At 64.2% G+C, this 21,685-nt stretch carries 15 protein-coding genes; 12 read left to right on the top strand and 3 right to left on the bottom strand.

Features of this window, described 5'->3' with window-relative positions; all coding sequences use genetic code 11:
- Positions 1-9: 9 nt before the first annotated feature.
- Together DPM35_RS27300 and DPM35_RS27295 are read right to left on the bottom strand one after the other, a co-directional pair.
- Entirely contained in the window at positions 10-960 is a 951-nt protein-coding gene (locus tag DPM35_RS27300; protein ID WP_181592164.1) for a glycosyltransferase, read from the bottom strand.
- Between the two features lie 142 nt (positions 961-1,102).
- Positions 1,103-2,104, bottom strand: coding sequence for a hypothetical protein (locus DPM35_RS27295; protein ID WP_198419735.1), 1,002 nt, complete (start codon positions 2,102-2,104; stop codon positions 1,103-1,105).
- Positions 2,105-2,259: 155 nt separating this feature from the next.
- Here DPM35_RS27295 and DPM35_RS27290 point away from each other — a divergent pair, with 155 nt between their 5' ends.
- The 4 genes from DPM35_RS27290 (at position 2,260) to DPM35_RS27275 (ending at position 8,472) form a co-directional block, all read left to right on the top strand.
- Positions 2,260-3,375, top strand: a complete 1,116-nt coding sequence (locus DPM35_RS27290; protein WP_112130287.1) for a glycosyltransferase family 4 protein — start codon at positions 2,260-2,262, stop codon at positions 3,373-3,375.
- 207 nt (positions 3,376-3,582) lie between these two features.
- Complete coding sequence (locus tag DPM35_RS27285) at positions 3,583-4,380, top strand: MipA/OmpV family protein (protein ID WP_112130286.1); 798 nt, start codon at positions 3,583-3,585, stop codon at positions 4,378-4,380.
- Positions 4,381-4,643: 263 nt separating this feature from the next.
- Complete coding sequence (gene ileS, locus DPM35_RS27280) at positions 4,644-7,607, top strand: isoleucine--tRNA ligase (RefSeq protein ID WP_112130592.1); 2,964 nt, start codon at positions 4,644-4,646, stop codon at positions 7,605-7,607.
- A 190-nt stretch (positions 7,608-7,797) separates the two neighbouring features.
- Positions 7,798-8,472, top strand: a complete 675-nt coding sequence (locus tag DPM35_RS27275) for a hypothetical protein (RefSeq protein WP_112130285.1) — start codon at positions 7,798-7,800, stop codon at positions 8,470-8,472.
- A 46-nt stretch (positions 8,473-8,518) separates the two neighbouring features.
- Here DPM35_RS27275 and DPM35_RS27270 read toward each other — a convergent pair whose 3' ends face one another.
- Positions 8,519-8,977: a nucleoside deaminase gene (locus DPM35_RS27270; protein WP_112130284.1), complete on the bottom strand. Its 459-nt coding sequence runs from the start codon at positions 8,975-8,977 to the stop codon at positions 8,519-8,521.
- A 180-nt stretch (positions 8,978-9,157) separates the two neighbouring features.
- Here DPM35_RS27270 and DPM35_RS27265 point away from each other — a divergent pair, with 180 nt between their 5' ends.
- From DPM35_RS27265 to DPM35_RS27230, 8 genes are all read left to right on the top strand, one after another.
- On the top strand, positions 9,158-11,176 hold the full coding sequence (locus DPM35_RS27265; RefSeq protein WP_112130283.1) for a pseudouridine synthase: 2,019 nt from the start codon (positions 9,158-9,160) through the stop codon (positions 11,174-11,176).
- Positions 11,157-11,711, top strand: a complete 555-nt coding sequence (rsmD, locus tag DPM35_RS27260) for a 16S rRNA (guanine(966)-N(2))-methyltransferase RsmD (protein ID WP_112130282.1) — start codon at positions 11,157-11,159, stop codon at positions 11,709-11,711. The genes DPM35_RS27265 and rsmD overlap by 20 nt, the downstream gene beginning before the upstream one ends.
- A 94-nt stretch (positions 11,712-11,805) precedes the next feature.
- On the top strand, positions 11,806-13,167 hold the full coding sequence (locus tag DPM35_RS27255) for a M16 family metallopeptidase (protein WP_112130590.1): 1,362 nt from the start codon (positions 11,806-11,808) through the stop codon (positions 13,165-13,167).
- 215 nt (positions 13,168-13,382) lie between these two features.
- Complete coding sequence (locus DPM35_RS27250; RefSeq protein ID WP_425373422.1) at positions 13,383-14,642, top strand: M16 family metallopeptidase; 1,260 nt, start codon at positions 13,383-13,385, stop codon at positions 14,640-14,642.
- Complete coding sequence (locus DPM35_RS27245) at positions 14,639-15,496, top strand: patatin-like phospholipase family protein (RefSeq protein ID WP_112130281.1); 858 nt, start codon at positions 14,639-14,641, stop codon at positions 15,494-15,496. Before DPM35_RS27250 ends, DPM35_RS27245 begins: the two co-directional genes overlap by 4 nt.
- A gap of 676 nt (positions 15,497-16,172) precedes the next feature.
- Positions 16,173-18,101 carry a type I secretion system permease/ATPase gene (locus tag DPM35_RS27240; RefSeq protein ID WP_245431668.1) on the top strand — a complete coding sequence of 643 codons (1,929 nt, stop codon included), beginning with the start codon at positions 16,173-16,175 and terminating at the stop codon, positions 18,099-18,101.
- A 1-nt stretch (position 18,102) separates the two neighbouring features.
- Positions 18,103-19,404: an HlyD family type I secretion periplasmic adaptor subunit gene (locus DPM35_RS27235; protein ID WP_112130280.1), complete on the top strand. Its 1,302-nt coding sequence runs from the start codon at positions 18,103-18,105 to the stop codon at positions 19,402-19,404.
- Between the two features lie 74 nt (positions 19,405-19,478).
- Positions 19,479-21,685 (top strand): Cna B-type domain-containing protein (locus DPM35_RS27230; protein ID WP_146767996.1); only part of this gene is annotated, 2,207 nt, incomplete at its 3' end.

The raw sequence follows: 21,685 nt of genomic DNA, 5'->3' as shown, positions 1-21,685 counted from the left end.
AGGGCCGCATCAGCTAGGCCGCATCTTGGCAGGGCGCGCGATCATCCTGCGCCAGGCCAGTCGAGGCCCGAGCGCGAGCGTCCTGAACGAGGGGGCGCCGACAGCCGCGAGGAGCAGCAGCTTGCAGGTTGTGGCCAAGGGTATGCCCGCCGTTCGCAACAGCAATTCGATGTCGCGTCTTTCCAGGCTCGAGATACCGGCCCCCGTGGCGGCGCGCCATGCCAGAAAGGCTCCGATGGCCTCTGTGGGTTGGCTGCTTGTGTCGAACGGCTCGGCGCGGGAGCCGCGCAACAGCGCCGACTGCCTGGCCAGCGCCGCGGCCGCCTTTTGCTGATCCTCCTTGACGCGCGACACCTGCCCGGGGTGCGAGCGCAATTTGACCAGCCGCGCATCCATATTGGCCAGCTTTCCCGCCTCGGAAAGCCGCAGCCATAGATCGTAGTCCTCCGCATAGGTGAATGCGCGACGGTAGCCTCCCACGCGCCGGACGGCCTCGGTCCGGAACATCACCGTGGGATGAAGCATGGGATTGTATATGGCAAGGGCACGCCGCAACGGCTCGTTGCCGATAGGAACCTCCATTGGCCTCAACGGTTTTCCGTCCCCGTCGATCTGCAATCCCGCCGAGCCGAGCAACTGCAGATCGGCATCCGTGTCGAAACGCGCCGCCTGCAGGCGCAACCTGTCGGGCAGGGAGACGTCGTCGCCATCCATGCGCGCCACAAGAGGGGCCTGCGCCAGCGCAATTCCCATATTGAGCGCGTCGACGATGCCTTTGCCGCGATTGGCGATAACCTTGACGCGGCCATCGCCCTCGCCGAGCGACGTCGCGATCGCGGCGCTGTCGTCCGAGGAGCCATCGTCGATGACGATGACTTCGATATCAGCCAGATCCTGGTCCAGAATGCTTTGCAAGGCTTCGCCGATGTAGCGCGCGCCGTCTCTCACCGGAATGATCACACTTACTGTCGGCAACAGAACGTCCTTGCGATAATCGGGCGTGACCGAATGACCGTTGAATCGGCCGGTTTGGGTACGGGATGTTTGCGGTATGGATTCAAGGTTCCATCGCAAAGTTCGATCACTGTGTCGACTGCCAATCTCATTGTCGCGCCGATCTGGGCGAGTCCTGAAGGGCGGGCTCCAGCAGGCGTAAAACCGCCTCGCGCTTTTTCGCCTTCAACGAGAGGTCGCCGTCGAGGCCGACTTCATGAAGCCAGCTTCCCCGCCATTCGCAATAGGCCTGCCTGAGTTCAAATCCGGGCAACACCGCGAATGCCGTTATCGGCCGTTGCGGCAGCGCGTTCGGGTCCACATCCCGATAGAGCACCTCCCAGTTAGCCCCGCCGGTATCGAGGCCGGCGAACCAGTCGAGCCCGAAATCGAGAGGCTTGTGGCTGACGGCGTCGAAGCGGAAGAAACAATAGCCCGCCCACAAATACCAGCGCGCGCCCGCTCGGCGGAGGTCGCCGTAGAACGCCACATCTTGAAGAGGCGCGAAGGGGTCGCATGGCTGCGTCGGGAAGAGGTCCTGGTCCAGAAATCCGAACGCGGCCGGCGCGGCCGGCTTCAGGATATTGCGCCACATCCAGTTGAGCGCCGCACCGTGGGACCGGCTCGGGTTTTTCACGGTCCATGGATTGGCCGGCAGCCTGACATAGGGAACGCCTCGGGCCGCGCATAACTGCCTGTTCTCGTCCGCGGCAGCTTCGCTGATGCTGTTGTCGGCCACGATGTGGAGGTCGTGACGGACAAGTCTCCTGGCCAGCCGCACCTGCAGATCGAGGCATTGGGCATCGCCGAAGGCGATCGTGAGCAGCACATCGCGACCCCGAGCGGCATCGCGGATGCCCGCGACGTCGCCAGCCTTGGCCGACAGGCTCAGGAACCTTCGGTCGATTTTCCGATAACGGGCCGTCTTGACGGCATGTGTCAGCGGCTGCAGCCTCAGCCATTGCCGCAAGTTGTATTCACGCAGGGCCTTTGGCACGGGTATGGCGACTCTCAGGCGAAACCGACTTGGCGGCCACAATTGATCCATGAAATCTTCATAATCGCGATCCGGTCGGTTTTTTTTGGAAAGCTCGAACGCAACAGCATCCAAGTCTCTTGATAACCCGCTATATACAGCATATTCGTCTTTTCAACACGACTGACACTAAGCGCCCTGCTTTGTTTGTTTGAAGGAAGAAGTCTACGGCGCGCCCGCAGCTCTCCGCTCGACCGGACCTGGGTAAACGGCGCTCTCCGGAAGATAGAATGAGAATTTGCTGCGCAATCTCTGCCCTGTTCATGAATGGGGGTCTGCAAAGGGATTGTCTCAATATCAGCGACCGCTTGGTCAAGCGCGGCCATAGCGTGACGATCCTGACGACACGCCAGGTCGGCCATGTCGACAGCTCGGCGACGATAAAGGTCCAGCCCGCCCGGGTTATCTCCAATCCGGGCACCGAATATGCGCTGGGAAAGACCCTGATGACGGCCAGGCGGGATTTCGACTGCGTGGTCGGTTTCAACAAGATGGCGGGTCTCGACATCTATTATGCCGGCGACCCGCCCTATTTTGCCTCGAAGCTCGGATGGTGGCGGCCGTTTTCGCCGCGCTTCATGCGCCAGCAAAAACTCGAATCCATGATCTTTGCCCCCGGCAGCGCCGTGCAGATCATTGCCCTCAGCGAGCACCAGGCGGCGCTTTACCGCGACTTCTGGCGAACCGAGGAATCGCGCATCCATGTTGTCGGACCGACTCTCGATCCGAAACGCCGCCGGCCGGAGTTGCTGGCCGGCGACCGCAACGAAATCCGCGATCGTTTCGGGCTTCCCCGCCAGGCCGTCATCGCCTTGAGCATCGCCAACAGAATGAAAGTGAAGGGTCTCGACCGGGCGGTGAAGGCCCTGCAGCCGTTCGCGGACATTCATTGGCTGGTGGCCGGGCTTCGCAAAAACAGCGAAGAGGAAACCCGGCTTCGCAGCCTGATTGCCAAGTGCGGAATGTCGCAACGGGTCATCCTTCTGGGCATCCAGGAGGATATTCCGGCGATTGTGGTTGCGAGCGATTTCATGCTGCACCCGGCGCGCCTGGAAAATACCGGCACTGTGATCCTCGAGGCGCTCGCAAATGGCCTGCCGGTCATTGCGTCGGCCGCTTGCGGATATGCAAAATATGTCGAAGCCAGCGGGGCGGGACTGGTTGTGGCCAATCACGACGATCCGGAAATCTGGCAACAGGCGGTCCGGAAAGCCGGCAATCCGGCGATCCGGGCGCGGTGGCGCGAGGCGGCCCTTGCCTACAGCTCGTCAACGCCGCTGACCGGCGGACTGGAAGCCGCCTGCGACCTGATCGAGATGTCGCGGCGCAATCGGCGTGTCGGCTAAAGCACGTCTCCCGAAAGGTTTCGGGATAAAGACGTGCGTAAGATCAAAGACCTACAGCGCATGGAGCGAATCCGATGGATCGCGACGCGCTTTAGGTCTCCGGCCGGTCCCCATGTTACGGGCTTTAAGTCAAATTTTACCGAACGCACGGCATGGCTTGAGCGTCGGCGGATGGTGTTGCCGGCGCGTTTCGCGTAAGGGGTGACGATGCGTATTGTCGGGACGATTCCGCTGGCCGTCGCCATAGGTCTGTTGACCGCGCCTGTCGCCCAGGCGGGCGGGGGCAGTTGGATATCCGGCGACTGGTACCTGACGCTCGGCGCCACCGGCCTCGTTGCGCCGAACTTCGAGGGCGGCAAGAAATACATGTTCAGCGCCCAGCCGATCATCTCGCTGGGCAAGGTCGGTCCCGAGGCGCGCTTCACCTCGCGCAACGACAACATCTCGCTGGCGCTGATCGACGACGGTTCCGTTCGCGCCGGCTTGACCGGCAAGTTCATTTTCTCGCGCGACAGCAAGGACGAGCTCAAGGGGCTCGATCCCGTGCGCTGGGGCGGCGAGGCGGGCGGCTTCTTCGAATTCTATCCGCTGGATTGGGTGAGGGCGCGGGCCGAATTGCGGCACGGCATTCGTGCCCATAACGGCTTCGTCGCCGACATCGCCGCGGACGCCTTCTATGACATCACGCCGACGGTCCGCATTTCCGGCGGACCGCGCGTCTCCTTCGCGTCATCCAACTATTTCGACGCCTATTACGGCGTCGACGCCAAGGAAGCGGCGGCTTCGGGCCTGAGTGAATACCATCCGGGCGGCGGCCTGAAGTCGACGGGCCTCGGCGGCGCGATCACCTGGAAAGTGACTGAGCCGATGACGGCCAGCGTCTTCACCGAATATTCGCGCCTGATGGGGCCGGCTGCCGATTCCAGCCTGGTCAAGGAACGCGGCGACCGCAACCAATGGACCTTCGGTGTCTCGACCACTTACCGCTTCAATTTCACCATGTAGGCCGCGAAACCGGCTTCATGCCTTGAATTCCGCGCTTTATTCCTGCCGCGCCATCCGCTAAAAGCCACGCCATGATGAGCTTTTCGCGCCTTTTCGCGATCGCGATACGAATTACGGGCCCGGTGTTCCGGGCGGCCTGAGCGCCGCTGGAGCCGCCGGGAGTTTTGCGCGCGCCCCTCGCGCTTTTCAAGAAGATGCTAGTTCAACGCCCGGGCTTTCCGCCGCCGGGCAACGCAGATGGCAGATCAATGACCGACACCCCAATGACCGACACTGCAGAAACGATCGACTATTCCAAGACGCTTTATTTGCCGCAGACGGATTTCCCGATGCGCGCCGGCCTGCCCGAGAAGGAGCCCGGCCTGGTCAAGCGCTGGCAGGACATGGACCTTTATAGAAAGCTTCGCGAGGAGGCCGCTGGCCGCGAGAAATTCGTGCTGCATGACGGCCCGCCCTACGCCAACGGCAACATCCATATCGGCCATGCGCTGAACAAGATCCTCAAGGACGTCATCAACCGTTCCTTCCAGATGCGCGGTTACGACGCCAACTATGTGCCGGGCTGGGACTGCCACGGCCTGCCGATCGAATGGAAGATCGAGGAGCAGTATCGCGCCAAAGGCAAGAACAAGGACGAGGTGCCGGTCAACGAGTTCCGCAGGGAATGCCGCGACTTCGCCGCGCATTGGATCAAGGTGCAGGGAGGCGAGTTCCAGCGCCTCGGCGTTATCGGCGATTTCGACAATCCCTATACGACCATGGCCTACCACGCCGAGTCGCGCATCGCTGGCGAGCTGTTGAAATTCGCCATGTCCGGCCAGCTCTATCGCGGCTCGAAGCCGGTGATGTGGAGCGTGGTCGAGCGCACCGCGCTCGCCGAGGCAGAGGTCGAATACCAGGACTATGAGAGTGACACGATCTGGGTGAAGTTCCCGGTCGCGAGCCTCGCCCAGCCGGTCGCCGATGCCGCGCCGGCGCTGGATGGGGCCGCGCTCGATCTCGTCGAGGCGCATGTCGTCATCTGGACGACCACGCCCTGGACCATCCCCGGCAACCGCGCCGTCAGCTATTCGCCGCGCGTCGCCTACGGTCTCTACGAGGTCACGGCGGCCGAGAACGCCTTCGGCCCTCAGCCCGGCGAGAAGTTGATCTTCGCCGACGCGCTGGCCGAGGATGCGGCGGCCAAGGCCAAGGTCACCTTAACCCGCCTTCACAGCGTCTCGAGCGAACAGCTTGCCAACCTTACGCTTTCGCATCCGTTTCGAGGGCTTGGTGGCGGTTACGAATTCCCCGTGCCGATGATTGCCGGCGAGCATGTCACCGACGACGCCGGCACCGGCTTCGTCCACACGGCGCCCAGCCACGGCCGAGAGGACTTCGATGCCTGGACGGATGCGGTGGCCGAGCTCATCAAGCGGGGCGTCGATACCGCGATCCCGTTCCCGGTCGACGATGCCGGCTTCTTCACCAAGGATGCGCCGGGCTTCGGCCCGGACCGTGAGGGTGGCGCCGCGCGCGTCATCGACGACAACGGCAAGAAGGGCAACGCCAACCAGGCGGTCATCGACGAGCTGATCAAGCGCAACGCGCTCTTCGCGCGCGGACGGCTGAAGCACAGCTATCCGCACTCCTGGCGCTCGAAGAAGCCGGTCATCTTCCGCAACACGCCGCAATGGTTCGTCTATATGGACAAGGACCTCGGCGACGGCACGACGCTGCGCAGCCGCGCGCTGAAGGCGATCGACGACACCCGTTTCGTGCCGGCGGCCGGCCAGAACCGCATCCGCGCCATGATCGAGGAGCGCCCGGACTGGGTGCTTTCGCGCCAGCGCGCCTGGGGCGTGCCGATCGCCGTCTTCGCAGACGAGGACGGCAATGTGCTGAAGGACGAGGCCGTCAACCAGCGCATCATGGACGCTTTCGAAAAGGAAGGCGCGGACGCCTGGTTCGCCGAGGGTGCCAAGGAACGTTTCCTCGGCAATCACGATGCCTCGAAATGGCACCAGGTGATGGACATCCTGGACGTCTGGTTCGATTCCGGCTCGACCCATGTCTTCACGCTGGAAGACCGTCCGGACCTCAAATGGCCGGCCGACGTCTATCTCGAGGGCTCCGACCAGCATCGCGGTTGGTTCCATTCCTCGCTGCTTGAAAGCTGCGGCACAAGGGGCAGGGCGCCTTACGAAGCGGTCATCACCCATGGCTTCACCATGGATGAGGAAGGCCGCAAGATGTCGAAATCGCTCGGCAACACTGTCGTGCCGCAGGACGTGATAAAACAGTCCGGCGCCGATATCCTGCGGCTCTGGGTGGTGACGACCGACTATTGGGAGGACCAGCGGCTAGGCAAGAACGTGCTGCAGACCAATATCGACGCCTATCGCAAGCTGAGGAACACCATCCGCTGGATGCTGGGCACGCTCGCTCATGACGACGGCAGGGACGTGCCGGTGGAGACGATGCCGGAGCTGGAGCGGCTGATGCTGCACCGGCTGTCCGAGCTGGACGAGGTGGTGCGCCAGGGCTACGACGCGTTCGAGTTCAAGCGCATCACCCGCGCCCTGCTGGACTTCATGGTGGTCGAGCTCTCGGCTTTCTACTTCGACATCCGCAAGGACGCACTTTACTGCGACGGGCCGTCGAGCCTGCGCCGCAGGGCGGCCGTGCAGGTGGTGCGCCACCTCTTCGAATGCCTGGTGAAGTGGCTGGCGCCGATGCTGCCGTTCACCACCGAGGAAGCCTGGCTCGATCGCCATCCGGACGCCGTCTCGGTGCATCTCGACCAGTTCCCAGCGATCCCGCAGAACTGGCGCAATGAGGCGCTGGCCGAGAAATGGCGCAAGGTGAGGCAGGTGCGCCGTGTCATTACCGGCGCGCTGGAGATCGCGCGTGCCGAGAAGCTGATCGGCTCCTCGCTCGAGGCCGTTCCGGTGGTCACCATCGACGACGCCGCGCTGGAGGCGGCCATCGCGGATGTCGACATGGCTGAGATGGCGATCACCAGCGACCTCGTCATCAAGCATGGCAATGCGCCGGAAGGCGCCTTCACGCTCGACGACGTCAAGGGCGTGGCGGTGGTGGTGGAGAAAGCTGAGGATCGCGGTCTCACCAAATGCGCGCGCTCCTGGCGTTACACCGCCGATGTCGGGCAGGATCCGGAATTCCCGGATGTCTCGGCCCGCGACGCGGCCGTGCTGCAAGAGCTGAAGGCGCTTGGGCGTCTATAAGCCGGTGCAAAACTACCACGCCGGGCGGCCCATATCCGCCCGTGCGTTGCCCTTAACAAGTGGTTGAGGTAAACACGCGACACTCCGGCAGACAAATTGTCGCCGGATTTCCATCGCAAGTGCGGGGAAGAAGGGGACCGTGCCCTTGGCCGGTGGCGACCGAAAGGCAGTTAGAGTGGGACTTTTTGGCATGACCGACAGAACGTTCGCGCGCGCCGCGCTGGTGGCGCCGCTTGTGGTATCGGCCATCGCCCTGTCGGGCTGCGTGAGTTCGCCCACCTACGGAACCGACAAGACGGCAGCCGCGCAACTGTTCGACGACGTTTCGGGCGCTGCCTCGATCACGCCGAAGCGTCGCACTCCGATCGACTACAAGCCACGTCCTGACCTGGTGAAGCCTGCTCCGGGGCAAAAGGTAAACCTGCCGCCGCCGCAGGAAAGCATCGAGACGGCGAGCACCGAGTGGCCCGAATCGCCGGAGGCGCGCCGCGCCCGCATCCGCGCCGACGCCACCGCGCATCAGAACGATCCGAATTACCAGCCTGAAGCTGTCGAGGATGTGCAAACCGATCCGGAAGCGGTGAAGAAGGCGATGGCGGAGTCTGGGTCCAGCCACCCGCCGCGCTGGACCCCGGAAGATTCCAGTCCCAAGCGTGTCGCCGAGATCCAGCGCAGGCTTGCCGAACAGAAGCAGGGCAACCCGAACGTGCGCAAATATCTGAGCGAGCCGCCGCTGGCCTATCGCCAGGCCGCCGACACCGCGCCGCAGAACGAACTCGGCGAGGATGAGTACAAGAAGGAGCGCCGGCTGAAGGCGCAGGCCGAAGGCAAGAAGGGCGGCTGGTTCGACTGGCTGGGGCTGTAAATGGTGAATAGTGAATGGTAGCCATCCATTCACCATCGACTACTTACTACCCACCGCCATTCCGTCTATCCCGAAAAAAATCCTTGAGGATGAGGGCGGCGGCGCTCTCGCCGATCCCCGCATAGATGTCCGGCGCGTGGTGGCAGATGGGCGAGGCGAAGAAGCGCGTGCCGTTGACCACCGCGCCGCCTTTCTCGTCGGCGGCGCCGAAATAGAGCCGCCTCAGCCTGGCGAAGGAGATCGCGCCGGCGCACATGGCGCAGGGCTCCAGCGTCACATAGAGGTCGTGGCCGGTTAGCCGCTCGCTGGCGATCTTCCGGCAGGCCTCGCGGATCGCCAGCATCTCGGCATGCGCAGTCGGATCGGCAAGCTCGCGGGTACGGTTGCCGGCTTTCGCGATCACCGTGTTGCCGCTGACGATCACCGCGCCGACCGGCACTTCGCCGCGGCCGGCGGCCGCCTCGGCCTCTTCAAGCGCCAAGGCCATGAAATCCGGTCGTTTCAAGCAGTTTCCATTCCGATTATTCCTCGCCACCAGAGGGTGATCCTGTTATCTAGCGCGAGACCCTGAAAACCGGAATCGGTTTTTGCCGCGCCGCTGGATGCGCAAAATCAAGATGACACTGCCTGCGTTGGGCGTCCGAAAGGGCGCGCGGCGCTGTAGCAGGCAAAGACGAGCAAAGTAATGGACGACGACAAGAAATCTCCACGCGGGCCACGCAAAGGCGGCTCGAAACCGGCAGGCCCGCGAGACGGCAAGCCGGCCTACGGCGCCAAGCAGCCGTTCGCGAAGGGTGAGCGGCCGATGGCTGCCGAAGGCGAGCGCCGCGATGTCGACGGCCAACGCCGCGACTTCAAGCGCAGCTACAGGCCGCGTGAAACGGGGCCGCGTGAAACGGGGCGGCGCGAAGCGGGCGAGGGCGCGGAGCGTGGCGACCGGCCGTTCCGCAAAGGCCCGCCGCGCGACGGCAAGCCTTTCGACAAACGCGAGGGCCGCAAGCCCTATACGCCACGCGGTGACCGGCCGGTGGCCGCTCAAGGCGAGCGCCCGGCCCGCGATTTCAAACGCAGCTACAAGCCGCGTGAAACGGGGCCGCGCCACACGGATGAAGGCGCGGAGCGCGGCGACCGGCCGTTCCGCAAAGGTCCGCCGCGCGACGGCAAACCCTTCGAGAAGCGCGAAGGCCGCAAGCCTTACACACCGCGCGGTGACCGGCCGATGGCCGCCGAGGGCGAGCATGGCGAGCGCCGTTTCGAGCGCCCCAAGCGCGAGTTCAGCGATCGCTCCGGACGCGACTTTGCCGATCGGTCGAAGCGTGACTTCAGCGATCGCCCGCGCGGCGCGGGAAAGCCCGAGGGCGGCTTCAAGCCGCGTCCGCGTCCTTCGGAAGCCGCGCCGGAGGCCGGCGAGCGCATCGCCAAGCGGCTGGCTCGTGCCGGCATCGCCTCACGCCGCGACGCCGAGGAACTGATCGCGGCCGGTCGCGTCAAGGTCAACGGCAAGGTGCTGGACTCGCCGGCTTTCAACGTCAGTGCCAACGACGTCATCCATCTCGACGGCACCGAGATTCCGCCGATCGAGCGTACGCGCCTGTTCCTGTTCCATAAGCCGGCGGGCGTCGTCACCACCAACCGCGATCCGGAAGGCCGCAAGACTGTTTTCGACGTGCTGCCGGCCGACCTGCCGCGGCTGATGACCATCGGCCGGCTCGACATCAACACCGAGGGCCTGCTGCTGCTCACCAATGACGGCGGGTTGTCGCGCGTCCTCGAGCTGCCGGCCACCGGCTGGCTGCGGCGCTATCGCGCGCGCGTCCACGGCAAGGTCGAGGAGAGCGCACTGGCCGGCCTGCGCGACGGCATCGCCGTCGACGGCGTCTTCTACGGTTCGATCGAGGCCTCGCTCGACCGCGAGCAGGGTACCAACGCATGGCTGACGCTGGGCCTGCGCGAAGGCAAGAACCGCGAGGTGAAGAACATTCTTGGCGCGCTTGGTCTCGATGTCACGCGGCTGATCCGCATTTCTTACGGACCGTTCCAGCTCGAGGACCTGCCCGAGGGCCATGTGCTGGAGATCAAGGGCCGGGTGCTGCGCGAGCAACTCGGCGAGCGGCTGATCGAGGAAGCCGGCGCCAATTTCGATGCCGAGATCCAAAAGCCTTTCTCCAACAAGCCGGTGCGCGGCGGCGGTCCGCGTCGGGAAGAAGCCGACCGGCCGAAATTCACGCGTGACGGCGATCGCCGGCCGATCGGCGAGGGGGGACTGATCAAGGCGCGCAAGCGCCGCGAAGGGAGCCGCGACGAGGCGCTGAGCAAGCTCTCGACCAAACCGGACAGGGCATTTGGCGAGCGCGGCGCGAAGTCCGATCGCGGCGGCTTCGGCGACAAGCCACGTGGCGGGTTTGGGGACAAGCCGCGCGGCAAGAAATCCGAGCGCGAGCAGCGGCCGATCGAGCCGCCGGGCCAGCGCAAGGCCAATGTCTGGATGGCGCCGGGCGCCCGGCCGATCGGCAAGGGCAGGGCGGAAGCCGACGCCGCCAGGGCCGCCGAGGCGAAGGCGCGCAAGGCATCCTACAGGCCGGGCGGCAAGGGCAAGCCGGGCGCGAAGCCGTTCGGCAAGCCCCGCGGCGAGCGCCCCGAAGGCGATGGCGGCAACAGGCCGCGTGGTCCGAAGAGGGGCGGCGATGCGGATCGTCGGCGGTGAGTTCCGCGGGCGTCCGCTGGCGACGCCGAAAAGCAATGCCATTCGCCCCACCACCGACCGTACCCGCGAGGCGGTGTTCAACGTCCTGGCGCATCGCCATGCCGACAAGCTGGAAGGCGGCCGCGTGCTCGATCTCTTCGCCGGCACGGGCGCGCTCGGGCTGGAGGCTTTGTCGCGCGGCGCCTCCTACTGCGTCTTCATCGAGGAATCGACCGAGGGACGCGGCCTGATCCGCGAGAATGTCGAGGCCTATGGGCTCACCGGCCGCACGAAAATCTTTCGCCGCGACGCCACGCATCTAGGCGAGGCCGGCACGATCTCGCCCTTCGGCCTGATCTTCGCCGATCCGCCTTACGGCAAAGGGCTTGGCGAACGGGCGCTGCGCTCCGCCAAGGACGGCGGCTGGCTTCTGCCCGGCGCGCTCTGCGTCGTCGAGGAGGCGGCATCGGCGCCGTTCGGGCCGGGCGCTGGCTTTTCGTTGATCGATGAGCGCAATTACGGCGAAACGGTCATCCGGTTCATCGAGGTCGGCTAGCTTGTTCTAGCCACGCCTCGAAAATGCCGAACAATTCACTTTGCCTCGCCAGCGAACCTTGCCTATCGTCGCGCAACCGGAACCGGAGAACTTGATGACACCTACGCGGATTGCGCTGCGCGCGGCGCTCCTTGTCGGCACGCTGGCGATGGCGGCGTCGGCTCCGGCCCGCGCGGCCGACGACGGCGACGTCAAGGATTTCCTGCTCGACAACGGCATGGAAGTGGTCGTCATCCCGGATCATCGCGCGCCGATCGTCACCCATATGGTCTGGTACAAGATCGGCAGCGCCGACGAGCCCGCTGGCAAATCCGGCATCGCGCATTTCTTCGAGCATCTGATGTTCAAGGCCACGACCCATCACGCGGCCGGTGAGTTCGACCGTGCCGTGTCCGAGATCGGCGGCTCCAACAACGCCTTCACCTCCTACGACTATACCGCCTTCCATGAGACGGTGCCGCCATCGGCGCTCGAACAGATGATGGGCTTCGAGGCTGATCGCATGCGCAACCTGATCTTGACCGACGACGTCATCAAGACCGAGCGCGACGTCATCCTGGAGGAGCGCCGCTCGCGCATCGACAGCAACCCGCAGGCGGTTCTGGACGAGGAGGTCGATGCGACGCTCTGGCAAAACCAGCCCTACCGCATTCCCGTGATCGGCTGGATGCAGGAAATGGAGCAACTGAACCGTCCGGACGCGAAAGCCTTCTACGATAATTACTACCGGCCGAACAATGCGGTGCTGGTGGTGGCGGGCGACGTCGAGCCGGATGCCGTCAAGGCGATGGCCGAGCGCACCTACGGCAAGGTCGCGCGCGGTCCGGATCTGCGACCGCGCATCCGCCCGGTCGAGCCGGAGCAGAACACCAAACGCACCGTGACGCTGACCGATGCGCGTGTCTCGGTGCCGAGCTTTTCGACGCAATGGGTTGTGCCATCCTATCATACGGCCAAGCCCGGTGAGGCGGAGGCGCTCGACCTGCTGGCCGAGATCCTCGGCGGCGGCAACCGCAGCCGGCTGTACCAGGAACTCGTCGTAAAGCAGGGGATCGCCTCCGACGCGGCGGCCTATTTCCAGGGCACGATGCTTGATGCCACCAACTTCACCGTCTATGGCGCGCCGCGCGGCGACGCCAAGCTTGCCGATGTCGAGGCGGCGGTCGATGCCGAGATCACCCGCATCGTCAAGGACGGCGTGAGCGACGATGAGCTGGAACGGGCCAAGACCCGCTATGTGCGCTCCATGATCTTTGCCCGCGACAAGCAGGACGACATGGCCAACATGTATGGCTCCACGCTTGCCACCGGCGGCAACGTCAAGGACGTCCAGGAATGGCCGGACCGCATCCGCAAGGTCACCGCCGATGAGGTCAGGGCGGTGGCAGTCCGCTACCTGGTGCTCGATCATTCGACCACCGGCTATCTCTTGCCGCAGCAACAGGCGGGGAATTGATGATGAGCATGGAACATGCCAGCAACTTCCCTTTGAGGGGTGTTCCGGCTTGGCAAGGACGGCGCTCCGTCCCCCACACCTCAACCGTCTCGTCGCTACGCGCCGATGCTCCTTCTCCCGCAACGGAAGAAGGTGGGCGGATCTATCGCGCCTTTGTCACGCTCTGCTTTGCCCTGTTTTTTCTGCTGCTGCCGGCGCTCGCGGCCCGCGCAGAGATGAACATCCAGGAGGTGAAGTCGCAGAAGGGCATCACCGCCTGGCTGGTGGAAGATCATTCGATCCCGCTGATTTCCGTCCGCTTCGTCTTCGATGGCGGCAGCGCGCAGGATCCGGCCGGCAAGGAGGGCCTGGTCAATCTTATGACCGGCCTGTTCGACGAAGGCGCAGGCGACCTCGACAGCGACGCCTTCCAGCAGAAGCTCGACGATGCCGGCGCCGAGATGAGCTTCCAGGCCACGCGCGACGGCACCTATGGCTCGATGCGCATGCTGTCGGAGGAGCAGAGCGGGGCTTTCGACCTGCTCAGACTGGCCGTCAACCGGCCGCGTTTCGACCAGGCGCCGATCGACCGTATCCGCGCCCAGGTGCTCTCCGGCATTCTCGCTAATGAGCGCGATCCGAACACGGTGGCGCAGCAGCGCTGGCTGCGCGCCATTTACGGCGGGCATCCTTATTCGCGTTCCGACCAGGGGACGAAGGACAGCCTGACGACCATTACCGCGGATGACATCAGGGCGTTCCACAAGGCCAATTTCGCCCGCGGCGGCCTGCATGTGGCGGTGGTCGGCGACATCGACGCCGCGACGCTGAGCAAGAAGCTGGACGACGTCTTCGGCGATCTGCCCGAAAAGCAGACGCTGGCTCCGGTGGCGGATGTCACGCCAAAGCTCGGGCAGCAGCTCGAGGTGAACTACGACTTGCCGCAGACCTCGCTGCAGCTCGCCTGGCCGGGCGTGAAACGCAGCGATCCCGATTTCTTTGCCACGGTCCTGATGAACGAGATCCTGGGCGGTTCGACCTTCACCTCGCGGCTCTTCGCCGAAGTGCGCGAGAAGCGCGGTCTCGCCTACGGCGTCAGTTCCGATCTCGTCGACAATGAGCACTCCCACGCGCTGCTGGTGACGACGGCGACGCGCTCCGACCGCGCCGCCGAAACGCTTTCGATCGTGCGCCAGGTGGTGAAGGACATGGCTGAGAACGGCCCGACCGAAGAAGAGCTTGCGGCGATCAAGAAATACATGATCGGCGCTTACGCCATCAACAATCTGGATTCTTCCACCTCCATCGCCGCGACGCTGGTGGAGCTGCAGGTCGACAATCTCGGCATCGACTATATGAAGCGCCGAGCCGCGCTCATCGACGCGGTGACGCTGGCCGACGTCAAGGCGGCGGCGAAGAAGCTTCTGTCGGCCGACCCCGCCGTGATGGTCATCGGCCCGCCACTGGTGCAGGTGGCGGGGAGCGGCAAGGGATGAGCCCGACCTTCGGGGTGGCTTTCGGCGGCGGCGGCGCGCGCGGTCTCGCGCATATCCATGTCATCGAGGCTCTCGACGAGCTTGGCATCAAGCCGGTGGCGATCGCCGGCTCGTCGATCGGCTCCATCATGGGAGCCGGCATGGCGTCGGGCATGACGGGCGCCGAGATCCACGGCTATGCCCGATCGATCCTCGGCAGCCGGGCCGAAGTGGCGGCGCGCATGTGGCGCTCGCGGCCGGGCACGATCGCGGAAGCCATGCAGGGCGGCATCCGCGTCGGCCAGTTCAACATCGAGCGCATCCTGAAGGCCTTTCTGCCCGAGGCGATCCCGCAGACGTTCGACGCGCTGAAGATTCCGCTCAAGGTGACGGCGACCGATTATTTCGGTCACAAGCTGGCGGTGCTCGCCGAGGGTGAATTGCATTCGGCGCTCGCCGCTTCGGCAGCCATCCCCGCAGTGTTCCGTCCGGTGGTGCGCAATGGCTGCCTGCTGATCGACGGCGGCATCTACAACCCCGTCCCCTTCGATCTTCTCGAAAAGGATGCCAACATCATCATCGCGATCGACGTGGTCGGAGCGCCGAGCGACGCCGAGCGCAAGCACCCGACCACGGTCGACCTGATGTATGGCGCCTCGCAACTGATGATGCAGTCGATCATCGCCAACAAGCTGCAGCAGTCTCAGCCCCATATCCTGATACGCCCGAAAGTCTCGAAATACCGCGTGCTCGATTTCCTCAAGATCGAGGCGCTGATGGCCGAGACGGTCGAGATCAAGGACGAACTGAAGCGCGCCGTCGAGAAGGCGGTGGAAGCGCATGGCGGCAGGCGGGGCAAGAAGAAGGTGGTCTGAGGGGCTCTCCCGATCGCACCCCTTCAGGCGCATGCCACGGCGACAGAGGTCCGACAACCGAAGTCCGATAAGTCGGCGCATAGGTCTTCGGTTGAGATGGACCTAAGAATAACGCGAAGTATTCTTTATACTGAGCAGCAGCATTTCGTGCATAGATTTGAGGCATATCGCAAACGCTTCACCGAGTTGCCCGTTGACGCGCTCCGGTAGAGTTAATAATCTGCTAATGTAAGAGTAGCGCGAAAAGCCTCCTGACTGGCAACAACGAGTTACGGCGCTACCGGGGTAGGAATCGCGTTGCGGCATTTTCGCCGCCGTCGCCGTCATCTTTGCGCAGTAAGCCGTCGAGAGCCGCCACTCGCCGGCCAGAACAGTTGGTGCGGCTTGCTCGACGATATGCAGATCCTGCCTTTACGGAGTAGGCGCTGATCTCAGCGCCCCTTGGCATGGGTGTTTGGGCTGCCTTGCGCGGCCATCCTGCCAACGGCGGCAACTGACGCGCCCAGGATGTGAAAGGCGTGTCGTGGCTGTGGGGTTCGGTAACGCGTCGCTCAGGTTGATGGGCACAACCTTTGGTTCGGCGCAGGCGAAGGTGAGGTTTGTCGGCCTGACCCTCGTCGCGTGCGTTGCCATTTTTTTCCTCTTCGGCTTCGGCCGGCATGCATCGACGGGCTCGATGCTCCTAGCGGCCGCGATTGCCGGTTTCGGTGGCCTGGTCATGTTCCGCGCCCGTGGCGACATGGTGCGGGACTTGGCGAAAAACGTCGCTGACGCCGCGCGCCAGCGCATCGTCGCCCGTAGCAAGCCATCAGGGAAAACGGCGGGACGGCGCTCGGTCGGCTCGGCTCGCTCCGAGCTCGCCGCCGCACTTGCCAGCTGCCGCTCCGCCTTCCTAGCGGTCGGGCTGTTCAGCGGCATGCTCAACGTGCTGATGCTGGCGGGCTCGCTCTACATGCTCGAGGTCTATGACCGCGTGCTGCCGAGCCGCAGCGTGCCGACGCTCGTCGGCATTTCGATATTGCTCATCATTCTCTATTGCGGGCAGGGCTTTCTCGATTTCGTGCGCGCCCGTGTTCTGGTGCGGATCGGCGGGGCGCTCGACGAGGCGCTCGGCCATCGCGTCTATACCTCGATGCTGAGACTGCCGCTGAAGGCCAGGCGCGAGGGCGACAGCCTGCAGCCGATGCGCGATCTCGACAGCGTGCGTGGCTTCCTGTCCGGCATAGGCCCGACGGCGCTTTTCGACCTGCCATGGATGCCGATCTACCTGGTCATCATCTTCATGTTCCACTGGGTGCTTGGCGTGACGGCGCTGCTCGGGGCGGCCGTGCTGGTCGTGCTGACCCTCCTTGCCGAGCGGCTGACGCGACAACCGGTGTCGGCCGCCACCTTGAGCGGGAACCGGCGCGGCGGGCTGATCGCTGCCGGCACGCGCAATGCTGAAGTGGTTGCCGCTATGGGCATGGCCGGCGGGCTGGCGTCGCGCTGGCAAGATGCCAATCTCGAATTCATTGCCGACCAGCGCAAGGTCAGTGATGTTGCCGGCAGCTTCGGCGCGGTGTCGAAAGTGCTGCGCATGCTGCTGCAGTCGTCGATGCTCGGCATCGGCGCCTGGCTTGTGATCGAACAGGAAGCCACGGCCGGCGTCATCATTGCCGCTTCCATCCTCAGCGGCCGCGCGCTGGCGCCGGTCGATCTCGCGATCGCCAACTGGAAAGGTTTCGCAAGCGCGCGCCAGGGCTGGCAACGGTTGACCAAAGTGCTGGCGGCCATGCCTGCCGAGACCGAACCAATGCTGCTGCCGCCGCCGAACGCCAGCGTGACAGTGCAGAATGCGACGATCGCGGCTCCGGGAGTGCAGCGGCTGCTGGTCCAGGACGCCAGCTTCGCCATGGAGGCGGGCCATGGGCTCGGCATCATCGGCCCGAGCGGCTCGGGAAAATCCACCCTGGTCAGGGCTCTCGTCGGGGCCTGGCAGCCGGTAAGCGGCCGCGTCAAGCTTGACGGCGCCGACCTGGACCAGTGGTCCTCGCAAGAGCGCGGCCGCCATATCGGCTACCTGCCGCAGGACGTGGAACTGTTTGCCGGCACCGTCGCCGAAAACATATCCCGCTTCGAACCGGACGCCGACGCCGATGCGATCATCACAGCGGCCAAGGCCGCCGGCGCGCATGAGCTGATCGTCAGCTTCCGCCAGGGTTATGAGACCGAGATCGGCGAGCATGGCGAGGCGCTTTCGGCCGGGCAGCGCCAGCGCATTGCGTTAGCCCGCGCGCTCTATCGCGATCCGTTCCTCGTGGTGCTCGACGAGCCGAATTCCAATCTCGACATGGACGGCGAGCAGGCGTTGATCCGCGCGATGCTCGGCGTTCGCGAGCGCGGCGGCGTTGTCGTCATCGTCGCCCATCGCCCGAACGTGCTGGCCGCCGTCGATTTCATCCTGGCGATGAACCAGGGGCGCGTGCACGAATTCGGACCGAAGGACGAGGTTTTCGCCAAGATGTTCCCGATGCTGCGGCCGGTTCCGTCAAGCAACCCGCCGCCGCGGACGACCGCGGAAACAGCTCCCGTGGCTGCCGTCACCCGAACGGGGGGAGGGAACTGACATGGCCGCGCCGGGAAGCTCCCACGCGTCGATCCGCTTCTATACACGGCTGGGGCTCGGGGCCGTGCTTCTGCTTGCCGGTGGCGTCGGCGGTTGGGCATCGGTCACCGAGATCGCTGGCGCGGTCATCGCGCCCGGCACGCTCGTCGTCGATTCCCACGTCAAGAACGTGCAGCACGCCACCGGCGGCGTCATTGCCGAGATCGACGCCCGCGATGGCGACAAGGTGAAGGCCGGCGACCTTCTGCTGCGTCTCGACCGTACCGTGCCGGCCGCCAATCTTGCGGTGGTGAGCAAGGCCCTGGACCAGCTCACGGCGCGCAAAGCCCGGCTCGATGCGGAGCGCCTGGGCAGCGACTCCATCGTCTTTCCGCGCGAGCTCTTGGACCGCGTCGCTGATCCTGACGTCGCCGAGGCCGTGTCCGGCGAAAAGCAGCACTTCGAGACCCGGCGCACCTCCCGCGCCGGCCAGAAGAGCCAGCTTGGGGAGCGCATTGCCCAACTCGAGAAGGAGATCTCCGGCGACGTCGCGCAGGCCGATGCCAAGAGCAAGGAGATCCAACTGGTGCAAAAGGAGCTCGCTTCCGTGCGCACGCTCTGGGCCAAGAAGCTCATTTCGATCGATCGCCTGACCTCGACCGAGCGCGAGGCCACGCGCCTCGATGGTGAGCGCGGCCAGCTCATTGCCGCGCAGGCGCAGGCGCAAGGCAAGATCGCGGAGATCAGGCTGCAGATCATTCAGATAGACCTCGACCACAGCACCGAGGTGAACAGCGACTTGCGCGACATCGACGGCAAGATGGGCGAGCTCCTGGAGCGCAAGGTCGCCGCCGAGGATCAGTTGAAGCGGGTCGACATTCGCGCGCCGCAGGACGGCGTCGTGCAGCAGTCGCTCGCCTACACGATCGGCGGCGTGATCACCCCCGGCCAGACGATCATGCAGGTCGTGCCGGACAATGACAGCCTGGCCGTGGAAGCCAGGATCGCGCCGAGCGACATCGACAAGCTGTGGGTCGGCCAGTCCGCCTCGCTGCGCTTTTCGGCGTTCAACACCCGCACGACGCCGCAGATCGATGGCGTGGTCGAGCGGACCTCGCCCGACATCGCCACCGATCAACGCACCGGCCTAAGCTATTACACCGTGCGCATCAGGACGACCGCCGCGCAGGTCGCGCGCCTCGGCGAGGTCAAGCTGGTGCCCGGCATGCCGGTGGAATCCTTCATCAAGACCGAGGACCGCTCGGTGATTTCCTACCTGGTGAAGCCATTGCAAGACCAGATCACCCGAGCCTTCAGACAGTAAGCCCCGCCTGGAGCGGGAAAAATGCAAACAGCAGATACGGAACGCAACCGCAGTCAAATTCAAGGGGAAAAGTCATGGCCGATATTACGGACAATCTGACAGGTGATCCGCTTGCGACATCAGATCCCACGACGACCGGAAGCACCGACCCCGTCGCGCCTATTGCAATCTCGCTTGACCAGGCGGATGCGGATTACGCGCCCGGCGAGACGGTGGGGATCACAACCAGCAATGTTTCGGATGGCGCTACGTTCACCTTCGAGGTCGCCCATCTTAGCGCAGGCGCCGACGGCGTCCTCGGCACCGCGGACGATGTGCTCGCCTACGATCTTACCGGCACCGGCACGCCCTGGACCGTAACCGACGGTGGCGCCGGCGATCTGGATGGCGTTGTCAACGGCTCGATCCAGACGTCGTGGTACGTCAACGGCGACGCGGCGAACCAGGCATTTATGCTCACCGCATCAGATACGACGTCCGACGCCTCGGCAACGGTGACCTTCACCGATGCGCCAAAGCCGCCGCCGCCGCCGACGCCGCCGCCGACCACCTTTGCCTATGCCGACACCCACATCGACATAACCGCCGACAACACGATTGTGAACGCCGCTGGAGCTGTGTTTTCAAGCCGTGACACGACGATTTTCTCCAATCTGGTAAGCGGTTCTTCCGGCACCGGCAATTGGTCGGTGTTTTCGCAGATTCAGAGCGCCGGCAATGCCGGCGCGGAACAGGGCTACAACAGCGCCGATGGCGTGTTGGATGAAAAGACTTCTAGCCAGCACAATATGGTCATTGCTCTGAACTCGCTGGTCAAAGTCGACGCCGATGGCACTGTAGACCCGAACGGAGCGTATTACGCATTCCGTCTCGATATGCATCAGACCGGGGCGAATCCATTCCTCTCGCTTGATCAGCTCAAGATCTACCAGTCGGCCGATGGCAATCTTGGTGCGGGCAGCTTCGCGGCCGGCCCTAGCACCGTGGGAACGGACCCCAACTTCCATTTCACTTCTGGGAACACCACTTTAGCTTATAATATGAATGCTGGGGGGGCCAACTCAGTCCTGATGGACGCCGAGTATGACAGCGGCAGCGGCGGCGGCGGCGACGTGATTGTTCTGGTGCCGACTGCCAATTTCAATCCTGCGAACGGGAACTTCCTGTATTTCTATACCGCCATGGGATTCCAGGGTGGGGGCTGGTCTGACTCCGGCACCTTTGAGGAATGGAGTGCGCTGACCCAGCCGGCGACCTTCTCCATTTCGGGCACGAAATACACCGACGTCAAGGGCGACGACACGACGACCCATAACGCCGATGACACGCCGCTGGCGAACATCACCATCAACCTCTATGCCAGCGGTGCTCCCAACACGGTGATTGCGTCCACCGTGACAGCGGTCGATGGTTCCTACTCCTTCAATAATCTAGGGGTGTTGCCGAATAATCAGAATTACATCGTCAAGGAAGTGCTACCAAGCGGCGACACGCAGACCCTGGGCAATAACGGCTATATCATCAGTTCGACCATCGGCACCAACAGCACCGGCAACGACTTCGCCAACTTCGTGAACTTCAGCATCTCGGGCACCAAGTACACCGACGTCAAAGGCGACGACACGACGACCCATAACGCCGATGACACGCCGCTGGCGAACATCACCATCAACCTCTATGCCAGCAACGATCTCGTCAACCCGATCGCGCAGACGACGACGGCGGCCGACGGCAGCTATCACTTCGACAATCTCGGTCCGCTCAGCGGCGGCCAGACCTATGTCGTGCAGGAAGTGCTGCCGAGCGGCGATGTCGAGACCCTGGGCAAGGACGGCTATATCGTCGCGGCCACCAGCGGCAACACCACCACCGGCGAGGACTTCGCCAACTTCGTGAAGTTCTCGATCTCGGGCACCAAGTACACCGACGTCAAAGGCGACGACACGACGACCCATAACGCCGACGACATGCCGCTGGCGAACATCACCATCAACCTCTATGCCAGCAACGACCTCGTCAACCCGATCGCGCAGACGACGACGGCGGCCGACGGCAGCTATCACTTCGACAATCTCGGTCCGCTCAGCGGCGGCCAGACCTATGTCGTGCAGGAAGTGCTGCCGAGCGGCGATGTCGAGACCCTGGGCAAGGACGGCTATATCGTCGCGGCCACCAGCGGCAACACCACCACCGGCGAGGACTTCGCCAACTTCGTGAAGTTCTCGATCTCGGGCACCAAGTACACCGACGTCAAAGGCGACGACACGACGACCCATAACGC

Origin of the sequence: Mesorhizobium atlanticum, assembly GCF_003289965.1 — a bacterium.
GTDB lineage: Bacteria > Pseudomonadota > Alphaproteobacteria > Rhizobiales > Rhizobiaceae > Mesorhizobium > Mesorhizobium atlanticum.
Note: the sequence above shows the minus strand (reverse complement) of the source record. Positions and strands in the feature narration are given on the sequence as shown.

Excerpts from the sequence above, each read along its gene's own strand:
- DPM35_RS27290 (WP_112130287.1), top strand. The coding sequence starts at position 2,260 with ATGAGAATTTGCTGCGCAATCTCTGCCCTGTTCATGAATGGGGGTCTG.
- DPM35_RS27285 (WP_112130286.1), top strand. The coding sequence starts at position 3,583 with ATGCGTATTGTCGGGACGATTCCGCTGGCCGTCGCCATAGGTCTGTTG.
- ileS (WP_112130592.1), top strand. The coding sequence starts at position 4,644 with ATGACCGACACTGCAGAAACGATCGACTATTCCAAGACGCTTTATTTG.
- DPM35_RS27275 (WP_112130285.1), top strand. The coding sequence starts at position 7,798 with ATGACCGACAGAACGTTCGCGCGCGCCGCGCTGGTGGCGCCGCTTGTG.
- DPM35_RS27265 (WP_112130283.1), top strand. The coding sequence starts at position 9,158 with ATGGACGACGACAAGAAATCTCCACGCGGGCCACGCAAAGGCGGCTCG.
- rsmD (WP_112130282.1), top strand. The coding sequence starts at position 11,157 with ATGCGGATCGTCGGCGGTGAGTTCCGCGGGCGTCCGCTGGCGACGCCG.
- DPM35_RS27255 (WP_112130590.1), top strand. The coding sequence starts at position 11,806 with ATGACACCTACGCGGATTGCGCTGCGCGCGGCGCTCCTTGTCGGCACG.
- DPM35_RS27250 (WP_425373422.1), top strand. The coding sequence starts at position 13,383 with ATGAACATCCAGGAGGTGAAGTCGCAGAAGGGCATCACCGCCTGGCTG.
- DPM35_RS27245 (WP_112130281.1), top strand. The coding sequence starts at position 14,639 with ATGAGCCCGACCTTCGGGGTGGCTTTCGGCGGCGGCGGCGCGCGCGGT.
- DPM35_RS27240 (WP_245431668.1), top strand. The coding sequence starts at position 16,173 with ATGCTCCTAGCGGCCGCGATTGCCGGTTTCGGTGGCCTGGTCATGTTC.
- DPM35_RS27235 (WP_112130280.1), top strand. The coding sequence starts at position 18,103 with ATGGCCGCGCCGGGAAGCTCCCACGCGTCGATCCGCTTCTATACACGG.